This is a genomic window from Streptomyces sp. NPDC052107 (genome assembly GCF_040680215.1).
Classification (GTDB): domain Bacteria; phylum Actinomycetota; class Actinomycetes; order Streptomycetales; family Streptomycetaceae; genus Streptomyces.
In genome coordinates this window covers 119,049-144,231 of record NZ_JBFAWG010000004.1, presented here as the reverse complement: position 1 = coordinate 144,231, position 25,183 = coordinate 119,049, and the positions used below count along the sequence as shown (strand labels likewise).

Below are 25,183 nucleotides of genomic sequence, written 5' to 3'. Positions count from 1 at the left end.
CGTCGGGCGTGGCCCCCGGCGTAATGCTGGAATACATGGTGGCCGGCGCGCTCATGGTCGTCGTCGTGCTGGAGATCTTCGACGACAGCGGCTACTCGATCGACGAAGCCGACGCGCAGTGACCAACGCCTGAGGGGCGGCACCCGGAGTTGCGGGTGCCGCCCCTCGTGCACGAGTGGGTCACGCGGTGAGCTTCACCAGCGCCGCGTCGATCCGGGCCAGCGTCTTCTCCCTGCCCAGGACTTCCAGGGACTCGAAGAGCGGCAGGCCGACGGTGCGGCCGGTGACGGCGACGCGGACCGGGGCCTGAGCCTTGCCGAGCTTGAGGCCGTACACCTCGCCGGCGGCCAGGACGGCCTCCTTCAGGGACTCGGGGGAGGTCCAGTCGGCCGACTCCAGCTTCTCCCGGGCCGTGCGCAGCAGGGCGTCGGAGCCCTCCTTCATCGCCTTGGTCCAGGAAGCCTCGTCCTCGACCGGCTCCGGCAGGAAGAGGAAGTCGACGTTGTCGGTGATCTCCGACAGCACCTTCAGGCGGGTCTGGGCGTGCGGGGCGATCGCCTGCCACTTGGCCTCGTCGAACTCCTCGGGCGCCCAGGGGGCGAACGGGGCCTTCAGCCACGGGCGGCAGCGCTCGGTGAACTCCTTCACATCCAGCATGCGGATGTGGTCACCGTTGATCGCCTCGCACTTCTTCAGGTCGAAGCGCGCCGGGTTGGGGTTCACGTCGGAGATGTCGAAGGCGGCGACCATCTCGGCGATCGTGAAGATGTCCTGGTCCGCGGAGAGCGACCAGCCGAGCAGGGACAGGTAGTTGAGCAGGCCCTCGGGCAGGAAGCCCCGCTCGCGGTAGAGGTTCAGCGACGACTGCGGGTCGCGCTTGGAGAGCTTCTTGTTGCCCTCGCCCATCACGTACGGCAGGTGCCCGAACTGCGGGGTCTGCTTGGCGATGCCCAGCTCCGTCAGCGCCTTGTACAGGGCGATCTGGCGGGGGGTGGACGAGAGCAGGTCCTCGCCGCGCAGGACGTGGGTGATCTCCATCAGGGCGTCGTCGACCGGGTTCACCAGCGTGTACAGCGGAGCGCCGTTCGCGCGGACGATGCCGTAGTCCGGCACGTTCTCCGGGGTGAAGGTCAGCTCGCCGCGCACCAGGTCGGTGAACGTGATCGTCTCGTCCGGCATCCGGAAGCGGACGATGGGCGTACGGCCCTGCGCCTCGTACTCCTCGACCTGCTCGGCGCTCAGATCGCGGCAGTGGCCGTCGTAGCCGGAGGGCTTGCCGATGGCGCGGGCCGCCTCACGGCGGGTGTCCAGCTCCTCCTGGGAGCAGTAGCAGTGGTAGGCGTAGCCGCCGTCCAGCAGCTTCCGGGCCACGTCCGCGTAGATGTCCATGCGCTGCGACTGGCGGTACGGCGTGTGCGGGCCGCCGACCTCGGGGCCCTCGTCCCAGTCGAAGCCGAGCCAGCGCATCGCGTCGAGCAGCTGGTTGTAGGACTCCTCGGAGTCGCGGGCGGCGTCGGTGTCCTCGATGCGGAAGACCAGGGTGCCCTGGTGGTGCCGGGCGAACGCCCAGTTGAACAGGGCGGTGCGGACCAGACCCACGTGCGGGTTACCGGTGGGCGAGGGACAGAAACGGACGCGTACGGGTGAGCCGGATGCGCTAGCCACGCTTGACAACCTTGTTGGTGAGAGTGCCGATGCCTTCGATGGAGACGGCGACCTCGTCGCCGACGTTCAGGGGGCCGACCCCCGCGGGGGTGCCGGTGAGGATGACGTCGCCGGGGAGCAGGGTCATGGCCTCGGAGATGTTGACGACCAGGTCCTCGATGGGGTGGATCATCTCGCTCGTACGGCCCAGCTGGCGCTGTTCGCCGTTGACGGTGAGCTGGATGGTGAGGTCGTTCGCGCGGCCGAGGTCGAGGTCGGTCTCCACCCAGGGGCCGAGCGGGCAGGAGGTGTCGAAGCCCTTGGCCCGGGCCCACTGCTTCTCGCGGCGCTGCACATCGCGGGCGGTGACGTCGTTGGCGCAGGTGTAGCCGAGGATCACGTCCTTGACGCGGTCGCGCGGGACCTCCCGGCACATGCGGCCGATGACGACGGCCAGCTCGGCCTCGTGGTGCAGTTCCTCGGAGAAGGAGGGGTACTGGATGTCGTCGCCGGGGCCGATCACCGAGGTGGACGGCTTGAAGAAGGCGAAGGGGGCGTCCGGCACCTCGTTGCCCAGCTCGCGCGCGTGCTCGGCGTAGTTGCGGCCGAACGCCACGACCTTGTTGGGGAGTACCGGCGGCAGCAGCCTGACCTTGCTCAGCGGCACCTTCGTACCGGACAGCTCGTAGTCCGCGAACGGGATGCCCTTGATGATGTCGAGGACGAGTTCGTCCTGCTTGTCGCCCTCGACCGCGCCGAAGGCTACGTTCCCGTCGATGGAGAACCTGGCGATGCGCACGGGATCCTTGCGCCCCTTACTGAGAACCGGCGTACTGACGCCCAAGGTTAACCGGTCGGGCCGCCGGACGTTCGGCCGGTGCGACGGGCCCGCGGCGTTTTTCCGGTGCGGGAATGGGGCGGGCCGGAATTCCGGGTTCGCGGTGTTCGGCGTGCGCCCCGGCGGGCCTCGCCCGGGGCCGTACGGTGCGCCGGCGGCCGCGGGAGCACGGCCACCGGCTTGTTGCGGATGATCGCCGAGGCGCTCGGAAAAGCAGTCCCCGGGGGAATTCCGGGGCGCGCGTCATCCCAGGGGCCGGGACTCGTACGAAAACGGGGTCCCGGAAATTCAGCGGAATAGGTGAGCGCCGGTCGGCTGCTCTCCGGGCCGGTCGGCTACTCTCCGGCGGTGGCCGTCGCGCCGGCCGGGACGTCCACCAGCACCGTGCGCCGGGGGTTGGCCGTCTGGGCCGGGAGCTCGAGGGAGTGCTCCAGCAGCTCGGGGGTCTGCAGTTCGTCGGCGTCCGTCAGATGCGCCAGGGTGGTGCGTCGCGGGTTGGCGATCTTGTGGAACATCATCGTCGTCTTCACCGTTGTGATCCTGTGCCCTCGGGTCGAGTGGGTTGGCAGAGTCGTCCCTCTTGTAAAGCGTCAGGCTAAACATCCGATTCCCCGCCGAAGGCGCCAACTGCCCACGAGGCGTGTGTGAGTTTGCTCACGAGCTCGCGAACAATTCGGTCAAATCTGGTAGGCAACACGACCCAGCGAAACGGACATTGACCCCCTGAAGCCATCATTCCGCTCCCGATCATGGCGACTCAGACACCTGACGCCGAGCGGCGAGTCGCAGAGAAACGCCCGATATGTTGGGGATCGGCTTCCACGGCTGGTGACGCGGCACTCACAGTCCGTCACGGAGGTCACAGCTCGGGGCACGGCCCTTGTTGGAGATCCGGCACTGTGCTGGAATTCCACGGACCGCCGCAGGGATCGAGCCGGCGCACAAGGGGCGCGAAGCAGCGCCGAGTGGCGGGCGAGACAGGGGGGAACCAGCGCCGGTCACTCAAGACCATCGGGGGGCGTTTTCAGGGCGCTCCCCACAACGCCGACACCGTGTCCCTCCGTTCGCGCGGAGGGGCGCCTGGTCCAGAGGTTGCGACGCTAGTGCAGGGACGTTTCAAGAGGGATGGCAGCGCTTCGGCGGAGCCGGAGTCGCACGACGGGACTGGCCCCATGAAGGGCAGCTCCTCGCCCCAGCACGCCCAGAACCCGGGCCCGGCCCCGTCCGCGGACGGCGGTGAGCGCGGCGGACGCCCCGGCGTGTCGGCCGCGACCGGGACCGGCACCTCCGGCGCCGCCCCCGCGCCGGCCATCAAGCCCGCCAAGGGCTCCACCGGCCCCGGCTCCCGCATGGCGCTGCGCAACTGGCGCATCTCCACGCGCCTGGTGTCGCTGCTCGCGCTCCCGGTGGTCGCGGCGACCTCGCTGGGCGCGCTGCGCATCGACCAGAACATCACCGACATCCAGCAGCTCGACAACATGAAGCTGCTGACGGACATGACCAAGCAGGCGACCGAGCTGGCGCAGGCGCTCCAGGACGAGCGCGACCAGTCCGCCGGTCCCATGGCGCACGGCCTGAGCGCGAACGACTACACGGTCAAGGGCTACCGGGACAAGACCGACCGGGCCCTGTCGAACTTCGAGAACTCCACCCAGGAGATCGACGCCGCCAGCAAGGACGGTCAGCTCCAGGGCGTTCGTGACAACCTCGTCGGCATCTTCAACCAGCTCGACCAGCTGGCCAAGATCCGCAAGGGCGCCTACTCGACGAAGGGCAACTCGACCCAGACGATCGAGTCCTACCACCGGCTGATCACCCAGCTGGTCGACCTGTCCCAGGACATGGCCCAGGCGTCCAGCAACCCGGAGATGATCTCGCGCACCCGCGCCCTGGCGGCCTTCTCCACCGCCAAGGAGTACGCCTCCGTGCAGCGCGCCACGATCGCCGCCGCGCTGCCCGCGACCACGTCCACCAAGGGCGACCTGTCGACGAACGACCGCCTCTACGGCCAGTCGGCGTACCAGAGCGAGAACTCCGAGATCGCGATCTTCCGGAAGATCTACGCGAACAACAACGCCGAGGAACTCCTCAAGCCGATCGACCAGGGCAACCCGACGATCGAGTCCGCGGACACCTACGCCAAGCGCGTCTTCGACTCCCCCGACGGCCTCCAGAGCCTGAACGCCCGCTCCTACAAGGACTGGGTGGACGACAGCTCGACCAAGATCGAGCAGATGAAGAAGATCGAGCACACGCTGCTCGAGGAGATGGAGCAGAAGGCCCGCGAGCTGAAGAGCGCCACCCAGCGTGACGCCATCATCTCCGGTGCGCTGATCCTCCTCGTGCTCGGTGTGTCGCTGGTCGGCGCCTTCGTCGTGGCCCGCTCCATGATCCGCTCGCTGCGCCGCCTGCAGGAGACCGCGACCAAGGTCGCCCAGGACCGTCTGCCCGAGCTGGTCAAGCAGCTGTCGGAGTCCGACCCGCAGGACGTCGACACCTCCGTGGAGTCGGTCGGTGTGCACTCCCGGGACGAGATCGGCCAGGTGGCCGCGGCCTTCGACGACGTGCACCGCGAGGCGGTCCGCCTCGCCGCCGAGCAGGCCCTGCTGCGGGGCAACGTCAACGCGATGTTCACCAACCTCTCGCGCCGCTCCCAGGGCCTGATCCAGCGCCAGCTGTCGCTGATCTCCGAACTGGAGTCCCGCGAGGCCGACCCGGACCAGCTGTCCTCGCTGTTCAAGCTCGACCACCTCGCGACGCGTATGCGCCGTAACGGTGAGAACCTCCTCGTCCTCGCGGGTGAGGAGCCCGGCCGCCGCTGGACCCGCCCGGTCCCGCTGGTCGACGTGCTCCGCGCCGCCGCGTCCGAGGTGGAGCAGTACGAGCGCATCGAGCTGGCCTCCGTGCCGACCACCGAGGTCGCCGGCCGCGTGGTCAACGACCTCGTGCACCTGCTCGCCGAGCTGCTGGAGAACGCCACCTCGTTCTCCTCGCCGCAGACCAAGGTCAAGGTCACCGGTCACGCGCTGCCCGACGGCCGCGTGCTGATCGAGATCCACGACACTGGTATCGGCCTGTCCCCCGAGGACCTCGCGGCGATCAACGAGCGGCTCGCCTCGCCGCCCACCGTGGACGTCTCCGTCTCCCGCCGCATGGGCCTCTTCGTGGTCGGCCGACTCTCGCAGCGGCACGGCATCCGCATCCAGCTGCGCCCGTCCGACTCCGGTGGTACGACCGCGCTGGTCATGCTGCCCGTGGACGTGGCCCAGGGCGGCAAGAAGCCCGCTACGGGCAAGCCGGGCGCGCCCGTCGCGACCGGTGGCCCGGCCGCCGCGCAGGCCGCCGCCGGTGCGGCCGCGGCCCGGCGCCAGGCGGGCAACGCGGGCGGCGGTGCCCTCGGCGGTGCTCCGACCGGTGGCGGTCTGCTCGGTGCGGGTTCCGCTCCGCGCGGCCAGGTCGGCGCCGGCCAGGGTCCCCGGGCCGCGCTGCCCGGCAGCGGCCAGGGCGGCCGTCCCGGTGCGCCGGGTGGTGCCCGCGGTCCCCAGGGCGGTCCCGGCGGTCCCGGTCTCGGTGGCCCGCTGGGCCGGCCGGCGCCCGCGGGCGCGGGTGCGGGCGGCTTCGGCGGTCAGGCGCCCGGCGCCCCGCAGGGCCTGCAGTCCGCGAACCCGGGCGGCCCGCAGCAGGACGCCTTCGGCGGCCGTGGCACGCAGCGTCCCGGCGCCGCCCCCGACCAGGGCCGCCAGCTGCCGCCGCGCGGCGGCCCGCGGGCCGAGCTGCCCGGCGGTGACCAGCAGCCGCGCACTCCGGACTGGGCCGACAGCCAGGCCCCGATGTCGCGTGCCTCGCTGGACGCCCCGCGCGGCCACGACGAGCAGGACCCGGCACACACCGCGCGCATGCCGCGCGTCGACGACCGGCAGGGTCCGGGCTCGACCGCGGAGATGCCCCGGATCGACGCACAGGGCCCGGCCGCCACGGGCGAGTTCCCGCGCCCGGACCTGAACGGTCTGGGCGGCCCCCGGAACACCGGCCAGTTCGCCCGTCCCGAGAACCCGCAGCAGACCGGCCAGTTCGCGCGCCCCGAAAGCCCGTACCAGACCGGCCAGTTCGCGCGCCCCGACGCTCCCCAGCTGCCCGGCCGGTTCGACGGTCCCGGAGCCGGGGACGGCTCGGGTCAGTTCGTCCGCTCCGACGTCTTCGGCACGCCGGCACCGCGGCAGGACGACCCCGCGCGCAACACGGGCCACAACACTGGCCAGTTCGCGGCTCCGCAGGGCTTCGACGGCGGTTACGACGGCAGCTCCACCGGCCGCCACGCCCTGCCTGGGCGCCAGAACCCGGCCCACACCGGTCAGTTCGAGCGCCCGCAGCCGACCGGCCGGGACGGCTTCGGTGCCCAGCGTCCGCAGGCCCCGCAGCAGCAGCGTCCGGTGCACCGTGAGCCGGAGGCCCTGCCGCCGGCCAGCGGCCCGGTCGACGGCCGTACCCCGCTGTACGACACGCTGGAGACCAACTGGTTCCACGGCGGTTCGCAGCAGCAGGAGCCCGCGCCGCAGCAGCCGGCGTCCGCCCCGGCTCCGCAGCGTCCCGCGGGCACGAACGGCAACGGCTCCACCACCGGCTCCTGGCGCACCTCGCCGAACGACGAGTTCGTCCGCCAGGCCGAGCGCGTCCGGCAGCCCGCGGCGGGCGGTGTCACCACCTCCGGCCTGCCGCGCCGGGTGCCCCGGGCGAACCTCGTCCCGGGCACGGCTCAGCAGCAACAGCACCAAGCCGGTCCGCAGGTCTCGCGTGCGCCCGATGACGTACGCGGACGGCTGACCAATCTCCGTCGGGGCATCGCTCAGGGCCGTCAGGCCGGCAGCGGCCAGACCGGCAGCTTCCCGAGCCCCACTCACCAGCAGGAGCGTTAGTTGAGTCCGATGAGCCAGGCGGCACAGAACCTGAACTGGTTGATCACCAACTTCGTGGACAACACCCCCGGGGTGTCGCACACGGTGGTGGTCTCCGCCGACGGCCTTCTGCTGGCGATGTCCGAAGGCTTCCCGCGGGACCGTGCCGACCAGCTGGCGGCCGTCGCGTCCGGGCTGACCTCCCTCACGGCCGGGGCCTCCCGGATCTTCGAGGGCGGCGACGTGGCGCAGACGGTCGTCGAGATGGAGCGCGGGTTCCTCTTCCTGATGTCCGTCTCGGACGGGTCGTCCCTCGCGGTCCTGGCCCACCCCGAGTGCGACATCGGTCTCGTCGGCTACGAGATGGCCCTGCTCGTCGACCGCGCAGGGGCGGTACTCACCCCGGACCTGCGCGCCGAACTCCAAGGCAGTTTGCTTCACTGACCGGCCCCGGCACCACCCACCTCACCAAACCACCGTCCGGCCGCCACAATCCCCCCACCGGCCTCGTCCGACGGCTCGACTGACCGACTTGCTGTCCCGCCCGGAGGATTCATGACCCCGCCCACCGCCCATCACGATCCGTACGCGGAGCCGTACGGTGACGAGGGCGACCAGCCACTGGTACGGCCGTATGCGATGACCGGTGGCCGGACCCGGCCGCGGTATCAGCTCGCGATCGAGGCGCTGATCAGCACCACGGCCGACCCGGCAGCGCTCATGGGACTGCTCCCGGAGCACCAGCGCATCTGCCATCTGTGCCGTGAGGTCAAGTCGGTCGCGGAGGTCTCCGCGCTGCTGACCATGCCGCTCGGAGTGGCCCGGATCCTGGTGGCCGACCTCGCCGAGGCCGGCCTGGTCGCCATCCACCAGCCGGGTGGCGACGAGAACAACGGCGGCGCACCGGACGTGACGCTGCTCGAAAGGGTGCTCAGTGGACTTCGCAAGCTCTGACGGAGGGCGGGCGACCACCTCCGCGAAGATCGTGGTGGCGGGTGGATTCGGCGTCGGCAAGACGACCTTCGTCGGCGCCGTCTCCGAGATCAACCCGCTGCGCACCGAGGCCGTCATGACGTCCGCTTCGGCCGGTATCGACGACCTCACCCACACCGGGGACAAGACCACCACCACGGTGGCCATGGACTTCGGCCGTATCACCCTCGACCAGGACCTGATCCTGTACCTGTTCGGCACCCCCGGTCAGGACCGGTTCTGGTTCATGTGGGACGACCTGGTGCGGGGTGCGATCGGCGCGGTGGTGCTCGTGGACACCCGGCGCCTCGCCGACTGCTTCCCGGCGGTCGACTACTTCGAGAACAGCGGCCTGCCGTTCGTCGTCGCCCTCAACGGCTTCGACGGCCATCAGCCGTACGCCCCCGAGGAAGTGCGGGAAGCGCTGCAGATCGGGCCGGACACCCCGATCATCACGACCGACGCCCGGCATCGCGCGGACGCCAAGAGCGCGCTGATCACGCTGGTCGAGCACGCCCTGATGGCGCGGCTCAAGTAGCACAGGCGTACGTACTCAAGTACGTCGTCACATACGGCAGTTGTCGTAAAGAAAGCCGGAGCCGACTGTGGCCTTTGACACGGTCGGCTCCGGTGTTCATAACAGTTCGGCAGAGGAATCCCCCGGTATCACCACGCGACGCGGTCGCGCCGTACCGCTGTGCTCACAATCGCCCCGCCTTTTGCCGGGGCTCGCTCTTTATGACCGTTTTATCTGGGCCTTACAAGAGCATCACGAACAGGTTTCCGCTGTTTGGAAGAGCACTGGTCCACGTGCTGGAATGCCTGAACTGCCCAATAGTCAAAGACGTACTCAGTAGTCGATGACGAACCGGGCTCTGAGAGACTGCGGCACGACGTAGGTGCCGACCGCCGAGAGGTTGTTGGTCGAGTGAGGCGAAGCAAGAACGGTCCCGAGCCGTCGGCGCGGGGCAACTTCACCCCGCCGCCGCGCGCTGCGGCGCCCTCCCCTGTGACCGGTGCGGAGCCGGCGGCCGCTCCCGCGCCGAGCGGCGGCCGGTTCTCCCCGCGCAACTGGCGCGTGCCGACCAGGCTGAACGCGATCCTGCTGATACCCGTGACGGTCGGTCTCGTCATGGGCGGCTTCCAGGTGAAGAGCTCGATCGACACCTGGCAGCAGGCCCGCGACGCCGAGAACACCGCCCGGCTGGTGCGTGCCTCCCTGACGTACGCCAACGCGCTCGAGAACGAGCGTGACATCACCGCGGCCCCGCTGCTGAAGGGCAAGCTGGCGACCCCCACGGACAAGGCGACCATCAAGGCGGCCCGCAACGAGACCGACCAGGCCGCCGACGCCTTCGACCAGGCCGCGCAGAACATGCCGAACGAGTCCGGCCTGGAGCGCCGGCTGAAGCTGTTCCGGCAGGTCGAGCCCTTCCTGCAGACGCTGCGTGCGGGCGCGTACACGAGCAAGTTCAAGGGTGTGGACACCGAGGAGGGCTACGTCAAGGTCGCCCACCCCCTGATGGAGTTCGCCAACGAGCTGGGCCTGGGCACCGGCAACATCACCTCCTACGGCCGTACCGTCTACGCCATGTCGCTCACCAAGGCGGCACTCTCGCTGGACCGCTCGATCGGCATGCACATGCTGGCCAAGCCGGGCCCGGACGCCCCCAACCTGGCCACCCAGCGTGTCGCCCTCTCCTCCTACGCCTACCTGGAGGGCATCGCCGTCGAGGAGTACCTCGGCGGTGGCACCCAGGCCGACGCCGACAGGCTGGACGCCGAGAAGAGGGACATCGAGACCAAGGCAGCGGCGATGGCCCAGCAGGCCAAGAGCCAGAACCCGAACTACGTGGCCCCGCCGTCCAAGCCGCAGGACATGGTCACGGACCTCGCCACGCTGGACTCCCCGTCCCCGGCCGCGCTCCAGCAGCTCACTCTGAAGGGCATCACCCCGCAGAACTGGTGGGCGGTCAACACCCTCAAGTTCGACGCCTACCGCCAGATCGAGTCGGACATGGCCGACAAGGCGGTGAACGAGGCCTCGGACATCGCCGACAACGCCAAGACCTCGGCGTTCATCACCGGCGCCGTCGTCGTGGTCGCCCTGCTGCTGGCCTTCATCCTGGCCGGTGCGGTGGCCCGGCAGATGAGCCGGTCGATGCGCCAGCTGCGCAACGCCGCCTTCGGCATCGCCGAGCAGCGTCTGCCGATGCTGGTCGACCAGCTCTCCCGCACCGACCCCGGCCGGGTCGACACCCGGGTCGCCCCGATCCCGATCACCACCAAGGACGAGATCGGCGAGGTCGCCCGCGCCTTCGACCAGGTCCACCGCGAGGCGGTCCGGCTCGCCTCCGAGCAGGCCCTGCTGCGGGGCAACATCAACGCGATCTTCACCAACCTCTCGCGCCGCAACCAGTCGCTGATCGAGGGCCAGCTGACCCTGATCACCGACCTGGAGAACAACGAGGCCGACCCGGACCAGCTGGAGAACCTCTTCAAGCTGGACCACCTGGCCACCCGTATGCGCCGCAACGGCGAGAACCTCCTGGTCCTCGCCGGCGAGGAGCCCGGCCGCCGCTGGGACCAGCCGGTCCCGCTGGTCGACGTGCTGCGCGCCGCCTCCTCCGAGGTGGAGCAGTACGAGCGCATCGAGCTGTCCGGTGTCCCCGAGGCCGAGATCCACGGCCGTGCGGTCACCGACCTCGTGCACCTGCTGGCCGAGCTGCTGGAGAACGCCACCACGTTCTCCTCCCCGCAGACCAAGGTCCGCGTCACCGCGACCCGTCTGCCCGACGGCCGTATCATGATCGAGATCCACGACAAGGGCATCGGCCTGACGGCCGAGGACTTCGCGGACATCAACCACAAGCTGGCCAACCCGCCGACCGTGGACGCCGCGATCTCCCAGCGCATGGGCCTGTTCGTGGTCGGCCGGCTGTCCGACCGGCACGGCATCCGCGTCCAGCTGCGCCCCTCGGGCGAGCAGGCCGGTACGACATCGCTGGTCATGCTGCCGGACGCGATCACGCACGGCGGTGGCGGCGAAGTCCCGTTGGACCGCGAGGAGTTCACCGTCTCGCAGATCATCCCGGAGCAGCAGTTCAGGGGTGAGAACTTCAACCAGACGCAGCCGATGCCGATGCGCACCGCCGCCGAACTGGGCTTCGACGACAGCCGGTACGTGGACGTCCCCGACGACATCCGTGAGCTGGACCCGGTCGGCCGCTCCCTGATGCGCGAGGAGCGCCGGGCGGCCCTGGAGGCGCAGACGCACGGCGAGCAGCCGGACCTGCCGCAGCAGGAGACCACGGAGGCCCCCGCCGGCTACGCCGACCCGCTCTTCGACGGCCCGCAGGGCTACCAGGAGCAGCCGCGGCCGTCGTACCAGGAGCAGGCCTACCAGGAGCAGCCGCAGCAGGCGTACGAGGAGCAGACGTACGCCGAGCCGCAGCAGGCCCCGTTCGAGGAGCAGTCGTACGACAAGCCGTACGACGAGCAGTACTACGCGCCGAACGGCGGCTACCCGGACCCCGCCTATGCGGAGCAGTCGCAGGCCCCGTCCTTCCAGGACGACTGGCCGCAGCAGCCGCAGCAGGACGGCTTCCGGAACGGCTATCCGGCCCATTACGCTCCGGAAACGGAATCCTCGCAGGCCGCTGACGCGAGTGAGCGGAACCGCGTAGGCTTCGACCGTCCGGGACCGGCCTCTCCCGCCGCCCACGAGCTGACCGACGCCGGGCTGCCCCGCCGGGGATCCGCCGCGAGCGGTTCCAACGGCTCGGCCACCGCGGGTGGCACGGCGGGCGTGCAGCAGGAAGCTCCGGCACCGGGCAACACCCCGGCTGCGGGCGACGACAGCGGCTGGCGTTCGCAGAACGACGAGCGTTGGCAGCAGGCGTCGCAGCTCCGGAAGCCCAAGGCAGGCGGGGTCACCGCCTCGGGCCTGCCGCGGCGGGTGCCCAAGGCCAACCTGGTCTCGGGTTCCGCCGAAACCACCCCCCAGGGGGGCCCACAGGTCTCCCGCGCCCCGGAGGACGTCCGGGGCAGGCTGAGCAACCTGCGCAGGGGCGTCCAGCGCGGACGCAGCGCAGGCAGTGAAACGAACGGCCAGGGCTTCGGTCCTGACAGCACCTACAACCAGGAGCGTTAGTGTGAGCCCGATGAGCCAGGCGGCACAGAACCTGAACTGGTTGATCACCAACTTCGTGGACAACACCCCGGGGGTGTCCCACACGGTGGTGGTCTCCGCCGACGGACTCCTTCTGGCGATGTCCGAAGGCTTCCCCCGCGACCGCGCCGACCAGCTCGCGGCCGTCGCCTCCGGTCTGACGTCTCTGACGGCAGGCGCCTCCCGGATCTTCGAGGGAGGCAGCGTGAATCAGACGGTTGTGGAGATGGAGCGGGGATTCCTCTTCATCATGTCCATCTCCGACGGCTCGTCGCTCGCCGTGCTGGCCCACCCGGAAGCGGACATCGGCCTCATCGGGTACGAGATGGCCCTTCTGGTGGACCGTGCGGGCACGGTCCTCACCCCGGATCTGCGTGCAGAGCTCCAGGGAAGCCTTCTCAACTAACAGACCAACGGTGCGTATACGCGTCCCGGGGCCGTAAGGTTTCGGGACGCGGCTCCACACGGATGGGTGCCCGGCGCAGTCGGAGGAGGAGAAAGTGGCAACACCCCCAGGCGGTTCGTCTTCGGGCAACTGGTCGTACGGTCCTGCCCAGGGCCAGGACGGCGGCTCGGCGAACCGGTACAACTTCCCCTCCGCCCCCAGCCATCGGCAGCCGTACGCCCCGCAGGGTCCCGGCCCCTCGCCGTACCAGCAGCCGCCGGCCCCGCGGATCCAGCCGGTGCAACCGCAGCGCCGCCCCGAGCCGGCGCCCGCGACCGCATCGAACAACCCCTTGGTGCGTCCGTACGCCATGACCGGCGGCCGGACCCGCCCGCGCTACCAGCTCGCCATCGAGGCACTGGTGCACACCACCGCCGCTCCGCACCAGATGCAGGGTCAGCTGCCCGAGCATCAGCGGATCTGCAACCTGTGCCGGGAGATCAAGTCGGTAGCCGAAATCTCCGCGCTCCTGACAATCCCCCTCGGCGTGGCCAGGATCCTCGTCGCCGACTTGGCGGAGGCGGGCCTGGTCGCCATCCATCAGCCCGGCGGCGACGAGAACGCCGGTGGCCAGCCAGACGTGACACTGCTCGAAAGGGTGCTCAGTGGACTTCGCAAGCTCTAGCGGCGGTCCTTCCCGCTCCACCACCTCCGCGAAGATCGTGGTGGCGGGCGGCTTCGGCGTGGGCAAGACCACGTTCGTCGGCGCCGTCTCGGAGATCAACCCGCTGCGCACAGAGGCCGTCATGACGTCCGCTTCGGCCGGCATCGACGACCTCACCCACACCGGAGACAAGACGACCACGACGGTCGCCATGGACTTCGGCCGTATCACCCTCGACCAGGACCTGATCCTCTACCTCTTCGGTACGCCGGGTCAGGACCGGTTCTGGTTCATGTGGGACGACCTGGTGCGCGGTGCGATCGGCGCGGTGGTGCTCGTGGACACCCGGCGCCTCGCCGACTGCTTCCCGGCCGTCGACTACTTCGAGAACAGCGGCCTGCCCTTCGTCATCGCGCTGAACGGCTTCGACGGCAACCAGCCGTACAACCCCGACGAGGTCCGTGAGGCCCTGCAGATCGGCCCCGACACCCCGATCATCACGACGGACGCCCGCCACAGGGCTGACGCCAAGTCGACGCTGATCACTCTGGTGGAGCACGCTCTGATGGCTCGACTTCGGTAGTTCGGCCACTGGGCTGCCACGGCAGGTCGTACGCCGTCTGCGGGTGGTTCCTGGTTGCTGGCGCGGTTCCCCGCGCCCCTTACGGGGCGCGGGGTTTCTTTTTGCCCGGCGGCGTACACAGCAAGAGGGGCCCCTCCGCAGTGGAGGGGCCCCTCAAGAACCGGTGGAGCGGCGCAGCCTAGCCGTGCCAGCTGTGCGGGGCCCGGAAGCCGCCTTCGCGTTCCAGGCGGCGCCAGCCGGCCTTGGCGCGGCCCCGGTGGGTGTGGACCGAAGGCGTCGGCTGGGCGGCCGCGCGGGCCAGGAGGACGGCCGTGATGGCGGCGACTTCCTCGGGCTCGGCGTGGCCCTTCTCGACGCGGATGTCAGGAGTGCTCATGGGTGTCAGTCTCCGTGAGAGAGAGGTCCGCGGGGTTGCCGCGGCGGGTCCGCTCGGTTACTGCGGGGGGTTGCCGTGCTTGCGGGAGGGCAGGTCGGCGTGCTTGGACTGCAGCATGGCCAGGGACTTGACCAGGACCTCGCGGGTCTCGGCCGGGTCGATGACGTCGTCCACGAGGCCACGCTCGGCCGCGTAGTACGGGTGCATCAGCTCGGCCTTGTACTCCTTCACCATCCGGGCCCGCGTGGCCTCGGGGTCCGGCGCATCGGCGATCTGCCGGCGGAAGATGACGTTCGCGGCGCCCTCGGCGCCCATGACGGCGATCTCGTTGGTCGGCCAGGCGTAGGTGAGGTCGGCGCCGATCGACTGGGAGTCCATGACGATGTAGGCACCTCCGTACGCCTTGCGCAGGATGAGCGAAATCCTCGGCACGGTCGCGTTGCAGTAGGCGTACAGCAGCTTCGCGCCGTGGCGGATGATTCCGCCGTGCTCCTGGTCCACACCGGGGAGGAACCCCGGCACGTCCAGGAAGGTGACGATCGGGATATTGAAAGCGTCACACATTTGGACAAAGCGCGCAGCTTTTTCACTCGCCTCGATGTCCAGGACGCCCGCCAGCACCTGCGGCTGGTTGGCGATGATGCCGACGGCCTGGCCGTCCAGGCGGGCCAGCGCGCAGATGATGTTCCGGGCCCAGCGCTCGTGGACCTCCAGGTACTCGCCGTCGTCGACGATCTCCTCGATGACCTTGGCCATGTCGTACGGGCGGTTGCCGTCGGCCGGGACCAGGTCCAGCAGGACGTCGGAGCGGCGGTCCACCGGGTCGGAGGTGTCCACCCGGGGCGGGTTCTCCCGGTTGTTCTGCGGGAGGAGCGACAACAGGTACCGCACCTCGGCGATGCAGGTCTCCTCGTCGTCGTAGGCGAAGTGACAGACACCGGAGGTCTCGGCGTGGACGTCGGCGCCGCCCAGGCCGTTCTGGGTGATCTCCTCGCCGGTGACCGCCTTGACCACGTCCGGGCCGGTGATGAACATCTGCGAGGTCTCGCGGACCATGAAGACGAAGTCCGTCAGGGCGGGGCTGTACGCCGCGCCGCCCGCGCACGGGCCGAGCATCACCGAGATCTGCGGGATGACACCCGACGCCCTGGTGTTGCGCTGGAAGATGCCGCCATAACCGGCCAGGGCGGAGACGCCCTCCTGGATACGGGCGCCCGCGCCGTCGTTCAGCGACACCAGCGGCGCGCCGGCCGCGATGGCCATGTCCATGATCTTGTGGATCTTGGTGGCGTGTGCCTCACCCAGCGCACCGCCGAAGATCCGGAAGTCGTGCGCGTAGACGAAGACCGTACGGCCCTCCACCGTGCCCCAGCCGGTGACGACACCGTCGGTGTACGGCTTCTTCGCCTCCAGCCCGAAACCGGTCGCCCGGTGCCGGCGCAACTGCTCGACCTCCTGGAAGGACCCCGGATCCAGGAGCAGCTCGATCCGCTCCCGCGCCGTCAGCTTGCCCTTGGCGTGCTGCGCCGCGGTCGCCTTCTCGCCCGGGCCCGCCACGGCCTGCGCACGAATGTCGTGCAGCTCGGCGACCCGTCCGCGTGCGTCCGTCGGCTCGCCGGTCGGCTCACCCGTCGTCTCTTCCAAAACGGTCATGTAGCGACCTTACGAAGGACACCAAGGAAAGCGAGCCGTTGACTCCGTACAGTCTCCGGCCCGTTTTCCTGGTACCAGTGAACAGAACCATGGCCGCGTGCAGCCGTTCCGACTGCTCACAGGGCATCGTGGTTGTAGGGGCGCCACAAAGGCGCCACCTGAGAGCCGCCTCACATTCACAGTCGGCGCATGCCATCCCCGGGGTGACAGGGAGCCTCGGACGGCGGCCCGCCGAAAGGACCACCGCGCCCCACCGTACCGGTCGACTCCAGGGACACATGGTGACCAGAAGTTACCGCAAAGTCACCCTGCGGATGATGTTGAAAACCGGACGGAATAGGTTTACGGTCGGACTCGTTGGGTTCGTTGAACGTTAAACAGAAACGCCAGGAGAACGTCATGGGCATCTTCAGCCGCAAAGAGAACACCCCGCAGGCCCCGGCCGCCGGCGCCGACCTGACCGCGCTGAGCGGCGAGTACACCATCGACCCGGCGCACACCACGATCGGTTTCGTGGCGCGCCACGCGATGGTCACGAACGTCAAGGGCGCCTTCCAGGACTTCACCGGCACCCTGCACCTGGACGGGGCGGATCCCAGCAACTCCACCGCCACGTTCGACGTCAAGATGGAGAGCATCGACACCGGCAACGCCGACCGTGACGGCCACCTGAAGTCGTCCGACTTCTTCAAGATCGACGAGTTCCCGGTCATGACCTTCCGCTCCACCAAGGCGGAGGCCCTGGGCGGCGACGACTACCGCATCACCGGCGACCTCTCCCTGCTCGGCGTGACCAAGTCGCTCACCATCGACCTGGAGTTCAACGGCGCCGCGAAGGACCCGTTCGGCAACGAGCGCGTCGGCTTCGAGGGCAAGGCCGAGATCCTGCGCTCCGAGTGGGGCCTCACCTGGAACGCGACGCTGGAGACCGGCGGGATGCTCGTCTCCGACAAGATCAAGCTGAACTTCGACATCTCGGCGATCAAGCAGGCCTGAGCCTCCGGCCGCTCGGCCGGCACCACCGTGAGCGCGCCCGCCCCCGGAAACGGGAGGCGGGCGCTCGCGTGTCCTGCCGGCCACGCTACCCACGGCCTGAACGTGGACGCCCGCGCGCTGTGGCGGCTCGGGCCGCGTCCCGATCAGCCGAGCCCGGTGGTCAACCGACAGTCTCCTCCCGCGTGGTGGCGCGCTGCCGGTGAACGGTACGCCCGCCGGTACGGCCGCTGACGGGCAGCAGCCACCACGCCGCCGCGATCGACAGGGCCGCGCCCAGTGCTATCGCGGCCAGGCGGATCGGAGGCAGCTCGGTCGCGTCCTGGCCGAAGTAGCCGAGGAGGAGGGACAGGGCCGTGGTCATGCCGGCCGCCCAGTAGGCGTAGCTGCGGGGGACGGACGACCGGTGCCGGTCCGTGCTGTCGCTCACCGAGTCCGGACGGCGGGCACGGAGGCGGGACAGGGCCGAGCGGGACGCCTGGCTGGCCGGGGCACTCGGGTCGCTCGGCGAGACCGAGCGCGGCGTGCCGGCGCCGGCGGCCGGGCTGATGGAGCGGCTGGGGTCCCTGGAGACGGGCGGGGCGAGCGCCGCTGACGGTTGGGCAGGTCCGGCGTGTCCGGCGTTCAGAACCCCCCGCCGAAGTCGCCCCCGCCACCGTCGCCCCCTCCCCCGCCGAAGTCGCCGCCGTCCCCGAACCCGCCCCCGAAGTCCTGGGCGTCGAAGTCCGTCCCGGAGACGTCGCCGCCCTGGTAGTCACCGCCGAAGTCGCCGTACCCGGTGCCGTAGTCGGCCGCGTACGAGGGGGTGGCCATCATGCTGCCGAGGAGGGTGCCGACGAGCAGGCCGGGCAGGATGCCGCCGCCGAAGTAGCCGCCCGCCCAGGGGCCGTAGGCGGGGCCCGCGTCCCAGTAGGGGCGACGGCCGTAGTCGGTGTCGACCTCGCGGATGACCGGATCGCGGCCGTCGGCCAGCCGGGTGGCGTCGGCCGCGCAGACGGGGACCTGGCGCGGGGCTCCGCCGGGCGGGGTCCAGGTGGCGTCGGTCACCGAGGGGCCGTGTCGCGGGTCGAAGAAGCAGGGCGGGCGGCGCTCGGGCAGGGGCCGGCCCTCGCGGCGGGCGGCCAGCCGGGCCAGGGAGAAGCGGCCGTCCTCCAGGGCCTCGGTGACCGTGCGGACGTCCTCCGGCCGGCTCGCGGCGGCCATGCGCTGCTTGGCGGTCTCGTAGGCGTCCAGGGCGTGTTCGTAGTCGGCGCGCATCGCGTCGTCGGCGCCGGGCTCGGCCGGCTGGAAGTCGAGGCGGTCCAGTTCCTCGCCGAAGGCGGTGATGTCCTCGTCCACGACCACCCGCAGCCGGTCCAGGGCGGCCCGCTGTTCCTCGGCGCGCCGCCGGCGGCTCCGGCGCACCAGCGCGTAGGCGCCGGCGCCCCCCGCCACCAGCACCGCGGCCACCACGATCAGGGCCGTACCGGAGGATCCCCCGCCGGAGCCGCCCCAGCTCGACGGGGCATGGCCGCCCATGTTGGCCAGTGCGCGGTCGGTGAAGTCGGAGAGCTGGGCCTTGGCCGGCTCACCCTGGACGCTCGTGACCAGGTTCCGCCGGGCCGTCGCCGACATCACGGAGGAGTCGGCGCGGGCGTCGAAGCGGTCGCCGAGGCGGATGCCGTACAGGCCGGTGATGCCGGTGGCCGCGCGCAGGTCCGAGAAGAGGTTCGCGGTCGGGTGGCCGGCCGGGAGCACCGTGATGAACAGGGGTTTGTTCGCGTCCTTGATGCGTTTCGCGAGCGCGTCGGCATCGGCCTTCGGCAGCTGGGCCGAGGCGGCCGGGTCGACGTAGACCGGGCTCTTGCGGAGGGCCTGGGCGATGGCGGAGATGCTCGTGTCCGCGCCCGCCCCCGGGGCGAACACGGTCGCGACGACCAGGGCGAGGGCGGCCAGCAACAGGGCTGGGAGGCTTCGGGTCCGCAGGACGGCCTTCATCCTTCGAAGCTACCCGAAGCCTCCCCTGATGGGTCATACCGTCCGCGTCTACGCGGCCCCGTACGCCTCGATCAGCTTCCCCACCGCCTTTCCGTACCGTCCGGTCAGCAGCAGATGGTCGGCGTCGGCGAAGGGTTTCGCCACCGCCTGTGTCATCCGGTCACCGAGCTTCTGCTGGACCAGCAGCCGCGCCTTCGTCACCAGCTCACGGCTGGCCCGGTCGTCGCCCCTGCGCTCGGCCGCCGTCGCCGCCGCACCCAGCGCCTTCAGGGTGGCCGTGCCGCCCCGCGGGACGTCGGTGAGCGTGGTCAGCCCCCAGCCGTACGGGAACTGCGGGTCGTACGACGCGTCGCCGACGTTGATCGGGAGCTGGGACTCGGACTTCGGCCAGGTGACGGGGAGCTGTCCGGTGAAGGGGCGCTTGCCGTACAGGACGTCGGCGACGCCCTCGCCCTCGGTGCCGGGCAGCCAGGAGGCCACCAGTGCGTCGATCTTGTCGAGCCGGTCGCCGACGAGCTGCGGACGGCCCGAGACGATCAGCACCGCGCACTTCATGGCGGCGCACACCTTGTCCACGGCCGCCCGGTCGGCCGCCGACAGCTGGAGGCTGTGGCCGTTGCCGACGTCGCCGACGCCCTCGGCGTACGGGGTCTCGCCGACGACGACCACGCCGACGTCGTAGCCGTCCGTCGGGGTTGAGGCGTCCTTGGAGTAGGTGACGTTCCCGCCGGCCGCGCGCATGCCCTGCAGGATGGTCGTGCCCTGGGTGTGGGTGCCGGACGCGCCCTGCCAGGTGAGGGTCCAGCCGCCGGTCTGGTTGCCGAGGTCGTCGGCGTTGGACCCGGCGACGTACACCTTCTCGCTCTTCTTCAGCGGCAGCAGCCCGCCGCCGTTCTTCAGCAGCACCTGCGACTCGGCGGCGGCCTGGCGGGCGACCGCCCGGTGGGCCGGGGAGCCGATGGCAAAGGCGCCGGAGGTGTCGGCGTAGGGATGCTCGAAGAGGCCCAGCCTGAACTTCTGGGTCAGGATGCGGGAGACGGCGTCGTCGATCCGCTTCTCGCTGATCCGGCCCGCCTTCACCTCGTCGGCGAGCGTGCCGCTGAAGTCCTTGTAGGAGTACGGCACCATCATCATGTCGACGCCCGCGTTCACCGCCGCGCGGACGTGCGTGGCGTAGTCGCCGGGGAGCTGGTCGATGGCGTTCCAGTCGCTGATGACGAAGCCGTGGAAGCCCATCCGGTCCTTGAGCACGCCGTTGATCATGTCGCCGCGGGCGTGCATCTTCACCGCGCCCTGACCGTCGCCGACGATGTCGAGGGAGGAGTACGACGGCATGACCGTGCCGATGCCCCGCTCGACGGCCGTCTGGTACGGCGCCAGGTGGATGTCCTCCAGCTGCTGCCGGGTGACCGTGGTGACGCCCTGGTCGGTGGTGTAGGTGCCGGTGGTGGAGGAGCCGTACGCGGTGCCGCCGTCGCCGACGAAGTGCTTGGCGGTGGCCAGCACCTTGTCGTCATGGCTCAAGTCCCGTCCGTCCGCCCGGCCTTGCAGGCCCTGGATGATGGTCTCCATGGACTGCACGAGGGCGGGGTCCTCGCCGAAGGACTCGTAGGAGCGGCCCCAGCGTTCGTCGCGGCTCACGCACAGGCAGGGCGCGAAGTCCCAGGGGATGCCGGTGGCGCGGACCTCGGCGGCCGTCACCGCCCCTGTCTTCTCGGCCAGTTGGGGATCCCGGCTCGCGCCGATGCCGATGTTGTGCGGCATGATCGTGGCGCCGGCCAGGTTGTTGTGGCCGTGGACAGCGTCGACGCCGTAGATCAGTGGGATCTGGAAGCGGGTGGCCTGCGACCGCAGCTGGAAGCCGTCGATCATCCTGGCCCAGGCCTCGGGGGTGTTGGGGGTGGGCGTGGAGCCGCCGCCGGACAGCAGCGAGCCGAGGGCGTACGTCGCGATGTCGCCCCCGCCCCCTACGGCCCCCCGCTCGGCCTGGGTCATCTGCCCGGCCTTCTCCGCCAGGGACATGCGGGACAGCAGGTCCGCGACGCGCTTCTTCACTGGCAACTTGCTGTTCAGATACGGCAGTCCGTGCGCGTCGATGACGACCTGCGGGCTCTCGGCGGGAGCCTTGGCACCGGTGACCGTGAGCTTGAGCGGGATGGTCTTCGCGGGTGCGGCCCCCTTGGTGTTCCGGGTGGGCACCGTGATGGTCTGCGCCGTTCCGGACGGGGTACCGGCCGGGAAGGTGAGGGTGCCCTGGGTCGGGGTGTAGTCCCGGCCGGCGGTGGCGGTGCCGCCCTCCGTCGCGTACGTGACCGTCACCGGGTCGTCGACGGGCCGGTCACCGGTCGTGGCCAGGGTGACCCTGACCTCGGCGGTGCCGCCCGCCTTGACGGGATACACGGGCGCGTCGGTGCTGACGGAGGCGCGCAGCGATTGGTCGGCCTTTCCGTACAGCTCGACGTCGTCCATGGCGAAGTCGCCCTTGGTCCCGGCCGGGAGCGTGACGGCGTACCCCCACATCCGGGTGAGGCCGAGGACGTGGTCGATGCCGCCGACGGGCTGGTAGTCGGTGCGGTACTGGAAGTCGGTGAAGGGGATCTGGATCTGCTTCCAGCCGGTGAAGTCGTCCGTGAAGGAGGTCGTCCAGAGTTCGGATGCCTCGCCGTTGGCGCCGCCGTCCTTGATCTCGAAGGCGATCTTCCGGCCGTTGTCACGGCCCTCCCACCAGAAGCGGATGCCCTGGTGGGCGGACCAGTCGTGGGCCGGCTCGCCGGCGGCGAAGTCGTGGGTGAAGCCGCCGTAGCCGCTGATGTCGTAGGTGCCGGTGAGGACCTTGGCCCCCTCAGGGGCGTCGGTGCGGTCGGTGAGGTGCAGGGTGGGCGGGTCGTCGGCGTCGCTTCCCCAGGTGAAGATGCCGTCGGCGGGCTGGGCGGCGAAGGGGACCTCGCCCTCGAAGCGGTCGACCGGGACCGGCGCGGGGTCGTCGGCGGCGTGCGCCGTGGCGGACAGGGGCAACAGGGCGGTGAGCAAGGCCCCGGAGACGAGCAGGGCGGTTCTCGGCATAGACCTTCCCTCGGCTCTCATGGTTCACTCATGGCTTAGATCACGCCGTGAGTTAACTAACGGCACCTCAACCCGTCAAGACCGCACGTCAGTTGTGCCGGTCTCCGCTCTGTCGACCCGAGAGGAAGGGCGACGCACCATGAGGAGAACCCCCCGCACAGTCCGGCTGCTGCTGGCCGGGCTGCTCTCCACCGCCGGCTTCACCGCCGCCGTGCCCCCCGCGCACGCGGCCGGCGAGCAGGTCACGGCCTGGCTCACCACCACCGACGACTCCGCCGGCCGGCATGTCGTACGCGGCCTGCAGGCCCAGACCCCGTTCGCCTTCCAGTCCGGCACGGGCGGCGGCGGCACGAACATCACCGTCGACGAGAACACCAGCTACCAGACCTTCACCGGCGGCGGCGCGTCCTTCACGGACACCGCGGCCTGGCTGATGAACAGCAGCGGGGCGCTGTCCCAGACGACCCGGGACGCGACCATGCGCAAGCTGTTCTCCCCGACGGACGGCATCGGACTGTCGTTCCTGCGCAACCCGATGGGCGCCTCGGACCTCGCACGGTACGGCTACACGTACGACGACGTGCCGTCCGGGCAGACGGACCCGAACCTGAACAGCTTCTCCATCGCGCACGACCTCGCGGACGTCGCGCCGCTCACCCGGCAGGCACTCCAGCTCAACCCGTCCCTGACGGTGATGGCCTCGCCGTGGACCGCCCCGGCCTGGATGAAGGACAGCGGCTCGCTCAACGGCGGCTGGCTCAAGGCCGAGGACTACGCGGCGTACGCCTCCTACTTCGTGAAGTACCTGCAGGCGTACAAGGACCAGGGGATCAACGTCTCGTACGTCACCCCGCAGAACGAGCCGACCTGCTGTTCCGGCTACCCGTCGATGAGCTGGAACGCATCCGGCATCCAGTACTTCCTCAAGAACGACCTGCTGCCGCAGCTGCAGTCGGCGGGCCTGGGCACCAAGGTGCTGGCCCACGACTGGAACTGGGACACCTACGACTCCTACGCGGCCCAGAGCGTCGACGACCCGGCGATCCGCAACCACCCCAACTTCGGCGGGATCGCCTGGCACGGCTACGGCGGTGACGTCGCCAAACAGACCACCGTGCACAACCAGTACCCCTCGCTGGACGCCTTCGGCACCGAGCACTCGGGCGGCACCTGGATCGCCAACCAGCAGCGCGAGGACATGTCCAACATCATCGACTACACCCGCAACTGGGCGAAGTCGGTGACCAAGTGGTCGCTGGCCGTGGACCAGAACGGCGGTCCCCACAACGGCGGTTGCGGCACCTGCACGGGTCTGATCACCGTGCACAACGGGGACGGACAGAGCGGCACCGTGGACTACACCGTCGAGTACTACGACATGGGCCACCTGACCAAGTTCGTCCGGCCGGGCGCCCAGCGGATCGCCTCCACGGCGTCCACCACCGTGCCGAACGTGGCCTGGCGCAACCCCGACGGCAGCAAGGCGCTGATCGCGTACAACGACTCGTCCTCGGCGCAGACGGTGACCATCAACTGGGGCTCCCAGCACGCCACTTACTCGCTGCCCGGCAAGACCTCGGCCACCTTCACCTGGTCCGGCACCCAGTCCGGCGGCGGCACGCGGACCGGCTCCTTCGTCGGCCTGGCCGGCAAGTGCCTGGACGTGGCGGGCGCTTCGAGCGCCAACGGCACGGCCGTACAGCTCTACGACTGCAACGGCACCGCCGCCCAGCAGTGGACGGTGATGGCCGACGGTTCGATCCAGGCGCTCGGCAAGTGCCTGGACGTGACCTCGGGTTCGACGGCGGACGGCGCCAAGGTGCAGCTGTACGACTGCAACGGCACCGGTGCCCAGCAGTGGTCGTACAACTCCTCGACCGGTGACGTGGTGAACCTGGCGGCCGACAAGTGCCTCGACGTGACGGACAACTCGTCCGCGAACGGGGCGCGGGTACAGATCTGGTCGTGCACCGGGGCCGCGAACCAGAAGTGGAAGCTGCAGTAGGGGAGGCATGAGACGCACGGGGCCGTGACGGTGGGATGGCCGACGGGATGCTGCCGCGGAGCGGCTGTGCCGCCGTCGACCTGCCGCTCGGCCCCCACCTCGACGGGCGGCCCCGCGCCGGCGGGGACCGGCCCGTGACCACGGGGTGGGACGGGCGCAGGGAGGGGCTGCACGGGGGACGCCGAGGTCCCCCTCTTCGCCCCTGCGAGGGCCGGCACGCCCGTACCGGGGCGCCCGGCGGCTGCTCCCCCGGCACGATGTACACCCCCGGGTTCGGGCACTGCGTCACCGGCGAAGGACTCCTGCTGAGCCATGACCGGGTGTCGTGCTGCGGATCCGCTGCACACGGCACATGGTGGGGGTATGACCACACCGCAGGATCTGTTCCTCGTCAGCCTCGACGTACCCGGCGATCACCCCGTCGAGCCGGGCGATCTGTCGCTGGCGCTCGCGGGGGCCGAGCTGATCGACCTTCTCGGGGCGCGGGCGCTCACCCTGGACGGTGAGCGCATCGTGCCCGGTCCGGTGCTGACCACGGGTGACCGGATGCTGGACGAGGCCGGGGCCGCGCTCGTGCGCAAGGAGCCGTACGAGACGGTCGAGGACTGGCTGTGGCGCCGGGGGGAGGGGCTGGCCACGGCCTACCGCGACGTCCTGGACGCCTCCGGGCAGCTCTCCGGGAAGCGGCACCGCTGGCCCCACCGCGTGGACAAGGCGGCGGCGGCCGACACCCCGGCCCGCCGGCACGCCGCCGACCGATGGTGGTCCCGCGAGCCGGTCCTTGCCGGGCTCGCCGCCACCCTGGGCATCCAGGGTGAGCAGCCGCCCGAGGAGGAACCCGGGGAGGAGGCGGTGGTCACCGTTCTGGTGACGGTCGGCGACGCGGTGACGGAACTGGGGGCCGTACGGGAGCGGCGCCGCATCGAGAACGCCGCTTTCGACAACATCTGGCGTGCACCGTAGCCGG

General features: G+C 70.3%; 19 protein-coding genes. 11 read left to right on the top strand and 8 right to left on the bottom strand.

Features of this window, described 5'->3' with window-relative positions:
- Window positions 1-180 precede the first annotated feature (180 nt).
- The 3 genes from gltX to AB0M27_RS06110 all read right to left on the bottom strand — a co-directional run bounded on the left by gltX (window position 181) and on the right by AB0M27_RS06110 (window position 3,012).
- Window positions 181-1,665: a glutamate--tRNA ligase gene (gltX, locus tag AB0M27_RS06120; protein ID WP_365718441.1), complete on the bottom strand. Its 1,485-nt coding sequence runs from the start codon at window positions 1,663-1,665 to the stop codon at window positions 181-183.
- Complete coding sequence (locus tag AB0M27_RS06115; RefSeq protein ID WP_365718439.1) at window positions 1,658-2,443, bottom strand: fumarylacetoacetate hydrolase family protein; 786 nt, start codon at window positions 2,441-2,443, stop codon at window positions 1,658-1,660. The genes gltX and AB0M27_RS06115 overlap by 8 nt, the downstream gene beginning before the upstream one ends.
- A 374-nt stretch (window positions 2,444-2,817) precedes the next feature.
- Window positions 2,818-3,012, bottom strand: a complete 195-nt coding sequence (locus AB0M27_RS06110) for a hypothetical protein (protein ID WP_365718437.1) — start codon at window positions 3,010-3,012, stop codon at window positions 2,818-2,820.
- 573 nt (window positions 3,013-3,585) lie between these two features.
- Here AB0M27_RS06110 and AB0M27_RS06105 point away from each other — a divergent pair.
- The 8 genes from AB0M27_RS06105 to AB0M27_RS06070 all read left to right on the top strand — a co-directional run bounded on the left by AB0M27_RS06105 (window position 3,586) and on the right by AB0M27_RS06070 (window position 14,149).
- Window positions 3,586-7,395: a nitrate- and nitrite sensing domain-containing protein gene (locus AB0M27_RS06105; protein WP_365718435.1), complete on the top strand. Its 3,810-nt coding sequence runs from the start codon at window positions 3,586-3,588 to the stop codon at window positions 7,393-7,395.
- Between the two features lie 9 nt (window positions 7,396-7,404).
- Window positions 7,405-7,818, top strand: coding sequence for a roadblock/LC7 domain-containing protein (locus tag AB0M27_RS06100; protein ID WP_005479910.1), 414 nt, complete (start codon window positions 7,405-7,407; stop codon window positions 7,816-7,818).
- 111 nt (window positions 7,819-7,929) lie between these two features.
- Entirely contained in the window at window positions 7,930-8,328 is a 399-nt protein-coding gene (locus tag AB0M27_RS06095; RefSeq protein ID WP_030168425.1) for a DUF742 domain-containing protein, read from the top strand.
- Entirely contained in the window at window positions 8,309-8,884 is a 576-nt protein-coding gene (locus AB0M27_RS06090; protein ID WP_365718433.1) for an ATP/GTP-binding protein, read from the top strand. The genes AB0M27_RS06095 and AB0M27_RS06090 overlap by 20 nt, the downstream gene beginning before the upstream one ends.
- 390 nt (window positions 8,885-9,274) lie before the next feature.
- The gene (locus AB0M27_RS06085; RefSeq protein WP_365718431.1) at window positions 9,275-12,499 is read left to right on the top strand and encodes a nitrate- and nitrite sensing domain-containing protein; all 3,225 of its coding nucleotides are present in this window, start codon (window positions 9,275-9,277) and stop codon (window positions 12,497-12,499) included.
- Between the two features lie 10 nt (window positions 12,500-12,509).
- Window positions 12,510-12,923 carry a roadblock/LC7 domain-containing protein gene (locus AB0M27_RS06080; protein WP_004983065.1) on the top strand — a complete coding sequence of 138 codons (414 nt, stop codon included), beginning with the start codon at window positions 12,510-12,512 and terminating at the stop codon, window positions 12,921-12,923.
- Between the two features lie 94 nt (window positions 12,924-13,017).
- Window positions 13,018-13,587: a DUF742 domain-containing protein gene (locus AB0M27_RS06075; protein WP_365718429.1), complete on the top strand. Its 570-nt coding sequence runs from the start codon at window positions 13,018-13,020 to the stop codon at window positions 13,585-13,587.
- Entirely contained in the window at window positions 13,568-14,149 is a 582-nt protein-coding gene (locus AB0M27_RS06070; RefSeq protein WP_031224757.1) for an ATP/GTP-binding protein, read from the top strand. Before AB0M27_RS06075 ends, AB0M27_RS06070 begins: the two co-directional genes overlap by 20 nt.
- Before the next feature lie 178 nt (window positions 14,150-14,327).
- On the opposite strand, the gene AB0M27_RS06065 is transcribed toward AB0M27_RS06070, so the two are convergent.
- Both AB0M27_RS06065 and AB0M27_RS06060 read right to left on the bottom strand, forming a co-directional pair.
- Complete coding sequence (locus AB0M27_RS06065; protein WP_365718427.1) at window positions 14,328-14,525, bottom strand: acyl-CoA carboxylase subunit epsilon; 198 nt, start codon at window positions 14,523-14,525, stop codon at window positions 14,328-14,330.
- A 57-nt stretch (window positions 14,526-14,582) separates the two neighbouring features.
- Entirely contained in the window at window positions 14,583-16,178 is a 1,596-nt protein-coding gene (locus tag AB0M27_RS06060; RefSeq protein ID WP_365718425.1) for an acyl-CoA carboxylase subunit beta, read from the bottom strand.
- 399 nt (window positions 16,179-16,577) lie between these two features.
- Here AB0M27_RS06060 and AB0M27_RS06055 point away from each other — a divergent pair, with 399 nt between their 5' ends.
- Window positions 16,578-17,174, top strand: a complete 597-nt coding sequence (locus AB0M27_RS06055; RefSeq protein ID WP_365718423.1) for a YceI family protein — start codon at window positions 16,578-16,580, stop codon at window positions 17,172-17,174.
- Window positions 17,175-17,334: 160 nt separating this feature from the next.
- Here AB0M27_RS06055 and AB0M27_RS06050 read toward each other — a convergent pair whose 3' ends face one another.
- From AB0M27_RS06050 to AB0M27_RS06040, 3 genes are all read right to left on the bottom strand, one after another.
- Entirely contained in the window at window positions 17,335-17,601 is a 267-nt protein-coding gene (locus AB0M27_RS06050) for a hypothetical protein (RefSeq protein WP_365718421.1), read from the bottom strand.
- A 194-nt stretch (window positions 17,602-17,795) separates the two neighbouring features.
- Complete coding sequence (locus tag AB0M27_RS06045; protein WP_365718419.1) at window positions 17,796-19,148, bottom strand: hypothetical protein; 1,353 nt, start codon at window positions 19,146-19,148, stop codon at window positions 17,796-17,798.
- Window positions 19,149-19,196: 48 nt separating this feature from the next.
- Entirely contained in the window at window positions 19,197-22,211 is a 3,015-nt protein-coding gene (locus AB0M27_RS06040) for a glycoside hydrolase family 3 N-terminal domain-containing protein (RefSeq protein ID WP_365718417.1), read from the bottom strand.
- 139 nt (window positions 22,212-22,350) lie between these two features.
- Between AB0M27_RS06040 and AB0M27_RS06035 the strand changes: the two genes are divergently transcribed.
- Together AB0M27_RS06035 and AB0M27_RS06030 are read left to right on the top strand one after the other, a co-directional pair.
- Window positions 22,351-24,216 carry a ricin-type beta-trefoil lectin domain protein gene (locus AB0M27_RS06035; RefSeq protein ID WP_365718415.1) on the top strand — a complete coding sequence of 622 codons (1,866 nt, stop codon included), beginning with the start codon at window positions 22,351-22,353 and terminating at the stop codon, window positions 24,214-24,216.
- A 363-nt stretch (window positions 24,217-24,579) separates the two neighbouring features.
- Entirely contained in the window at window positions 24,580-25,179 is a 600-nt protein-coding gene (locus tag AB0M27_RS06030; protein ID WP_365718413.1) for a GPP34 family phosphoprotein, read from the top strand.
- Window positions 25,180-25,183 lie beyond the last annotated feature (4 nt).

Bases quoted from the DNA above. Each gene is read 5' to 3' on its own strand.
- AB0M27_RS06080 (WP_004983065.1), top strand. From the start codon at position 12,510: ATGAGCCAGGCGGCACAGAACCTGAACTGGTTGATCACCAACTTCGTG.
- AB0M27_RS06060 (WP_365718425.1), bottom strand. From the start codon at position 16,178: ATGACCGTTTTGGAAGAGACGACGGGTGAGCCGACCGGCGAGCCGACG.
- AB0M27_RS06045 (WP_365718419.1), bottom strand. From the start codon at position 19,148: ATGAAGGCCGTCCTGCGGACCCGAAGCCTCCCAGCCCTGTTGCTGGCC.
- AB0M27_RS06065 (WP_365718427.1), bottom strand. From the start codon at position 14,525: ATGAGCACTCCTGACATCCGCGTCGAGAAGGGCCACGCCGAGCCCGAG.
- AB0M27_RS06035 (WP_365718415.1), top strand. From the start codon at position 22,351: ATGAGGAGAACCCCCCGCACAGTCCGGCTGCTGCTGGCCGGGCTGCTC.
- AB0M27_RS06030 (WP_365718413.1), top strand. From the start codon at position 24,580: ATGACCACACCGCAGGATCTGTTCCTCGTCAGCCTCGACGTACCCGGC.
- AB0M27_RS06100 (WP_005479910.1), top strand. From the start codon at position 7,405: ATGAGCCAGGCGGCACAGAACCTGAACTGGTTGATCACCAACTTCGTG.
- AB0M27_RS06095 (WP_030168425.1), top strand. From the start codon at position 7,930: ATGACCCCGCCCACCGCCCATCACGATCCGTACGCGGAGCCGTACGGT.
- AB0M27_RS06055 (WP_365718423.1), top strand. From the start codon at position 16,578: ATGGGCATCTTCAGCCGCAAAGAGAACACCCCGCAGGCCCCGGCCGCC.
- AB0M27_RS06040 (WP_365718417.1), bottom strand. From the start codon at position 22,211: ATGCCGAGAACCGCCCTGCTCGTCTCCGGGGCCTTGCTCACCGCCCTG.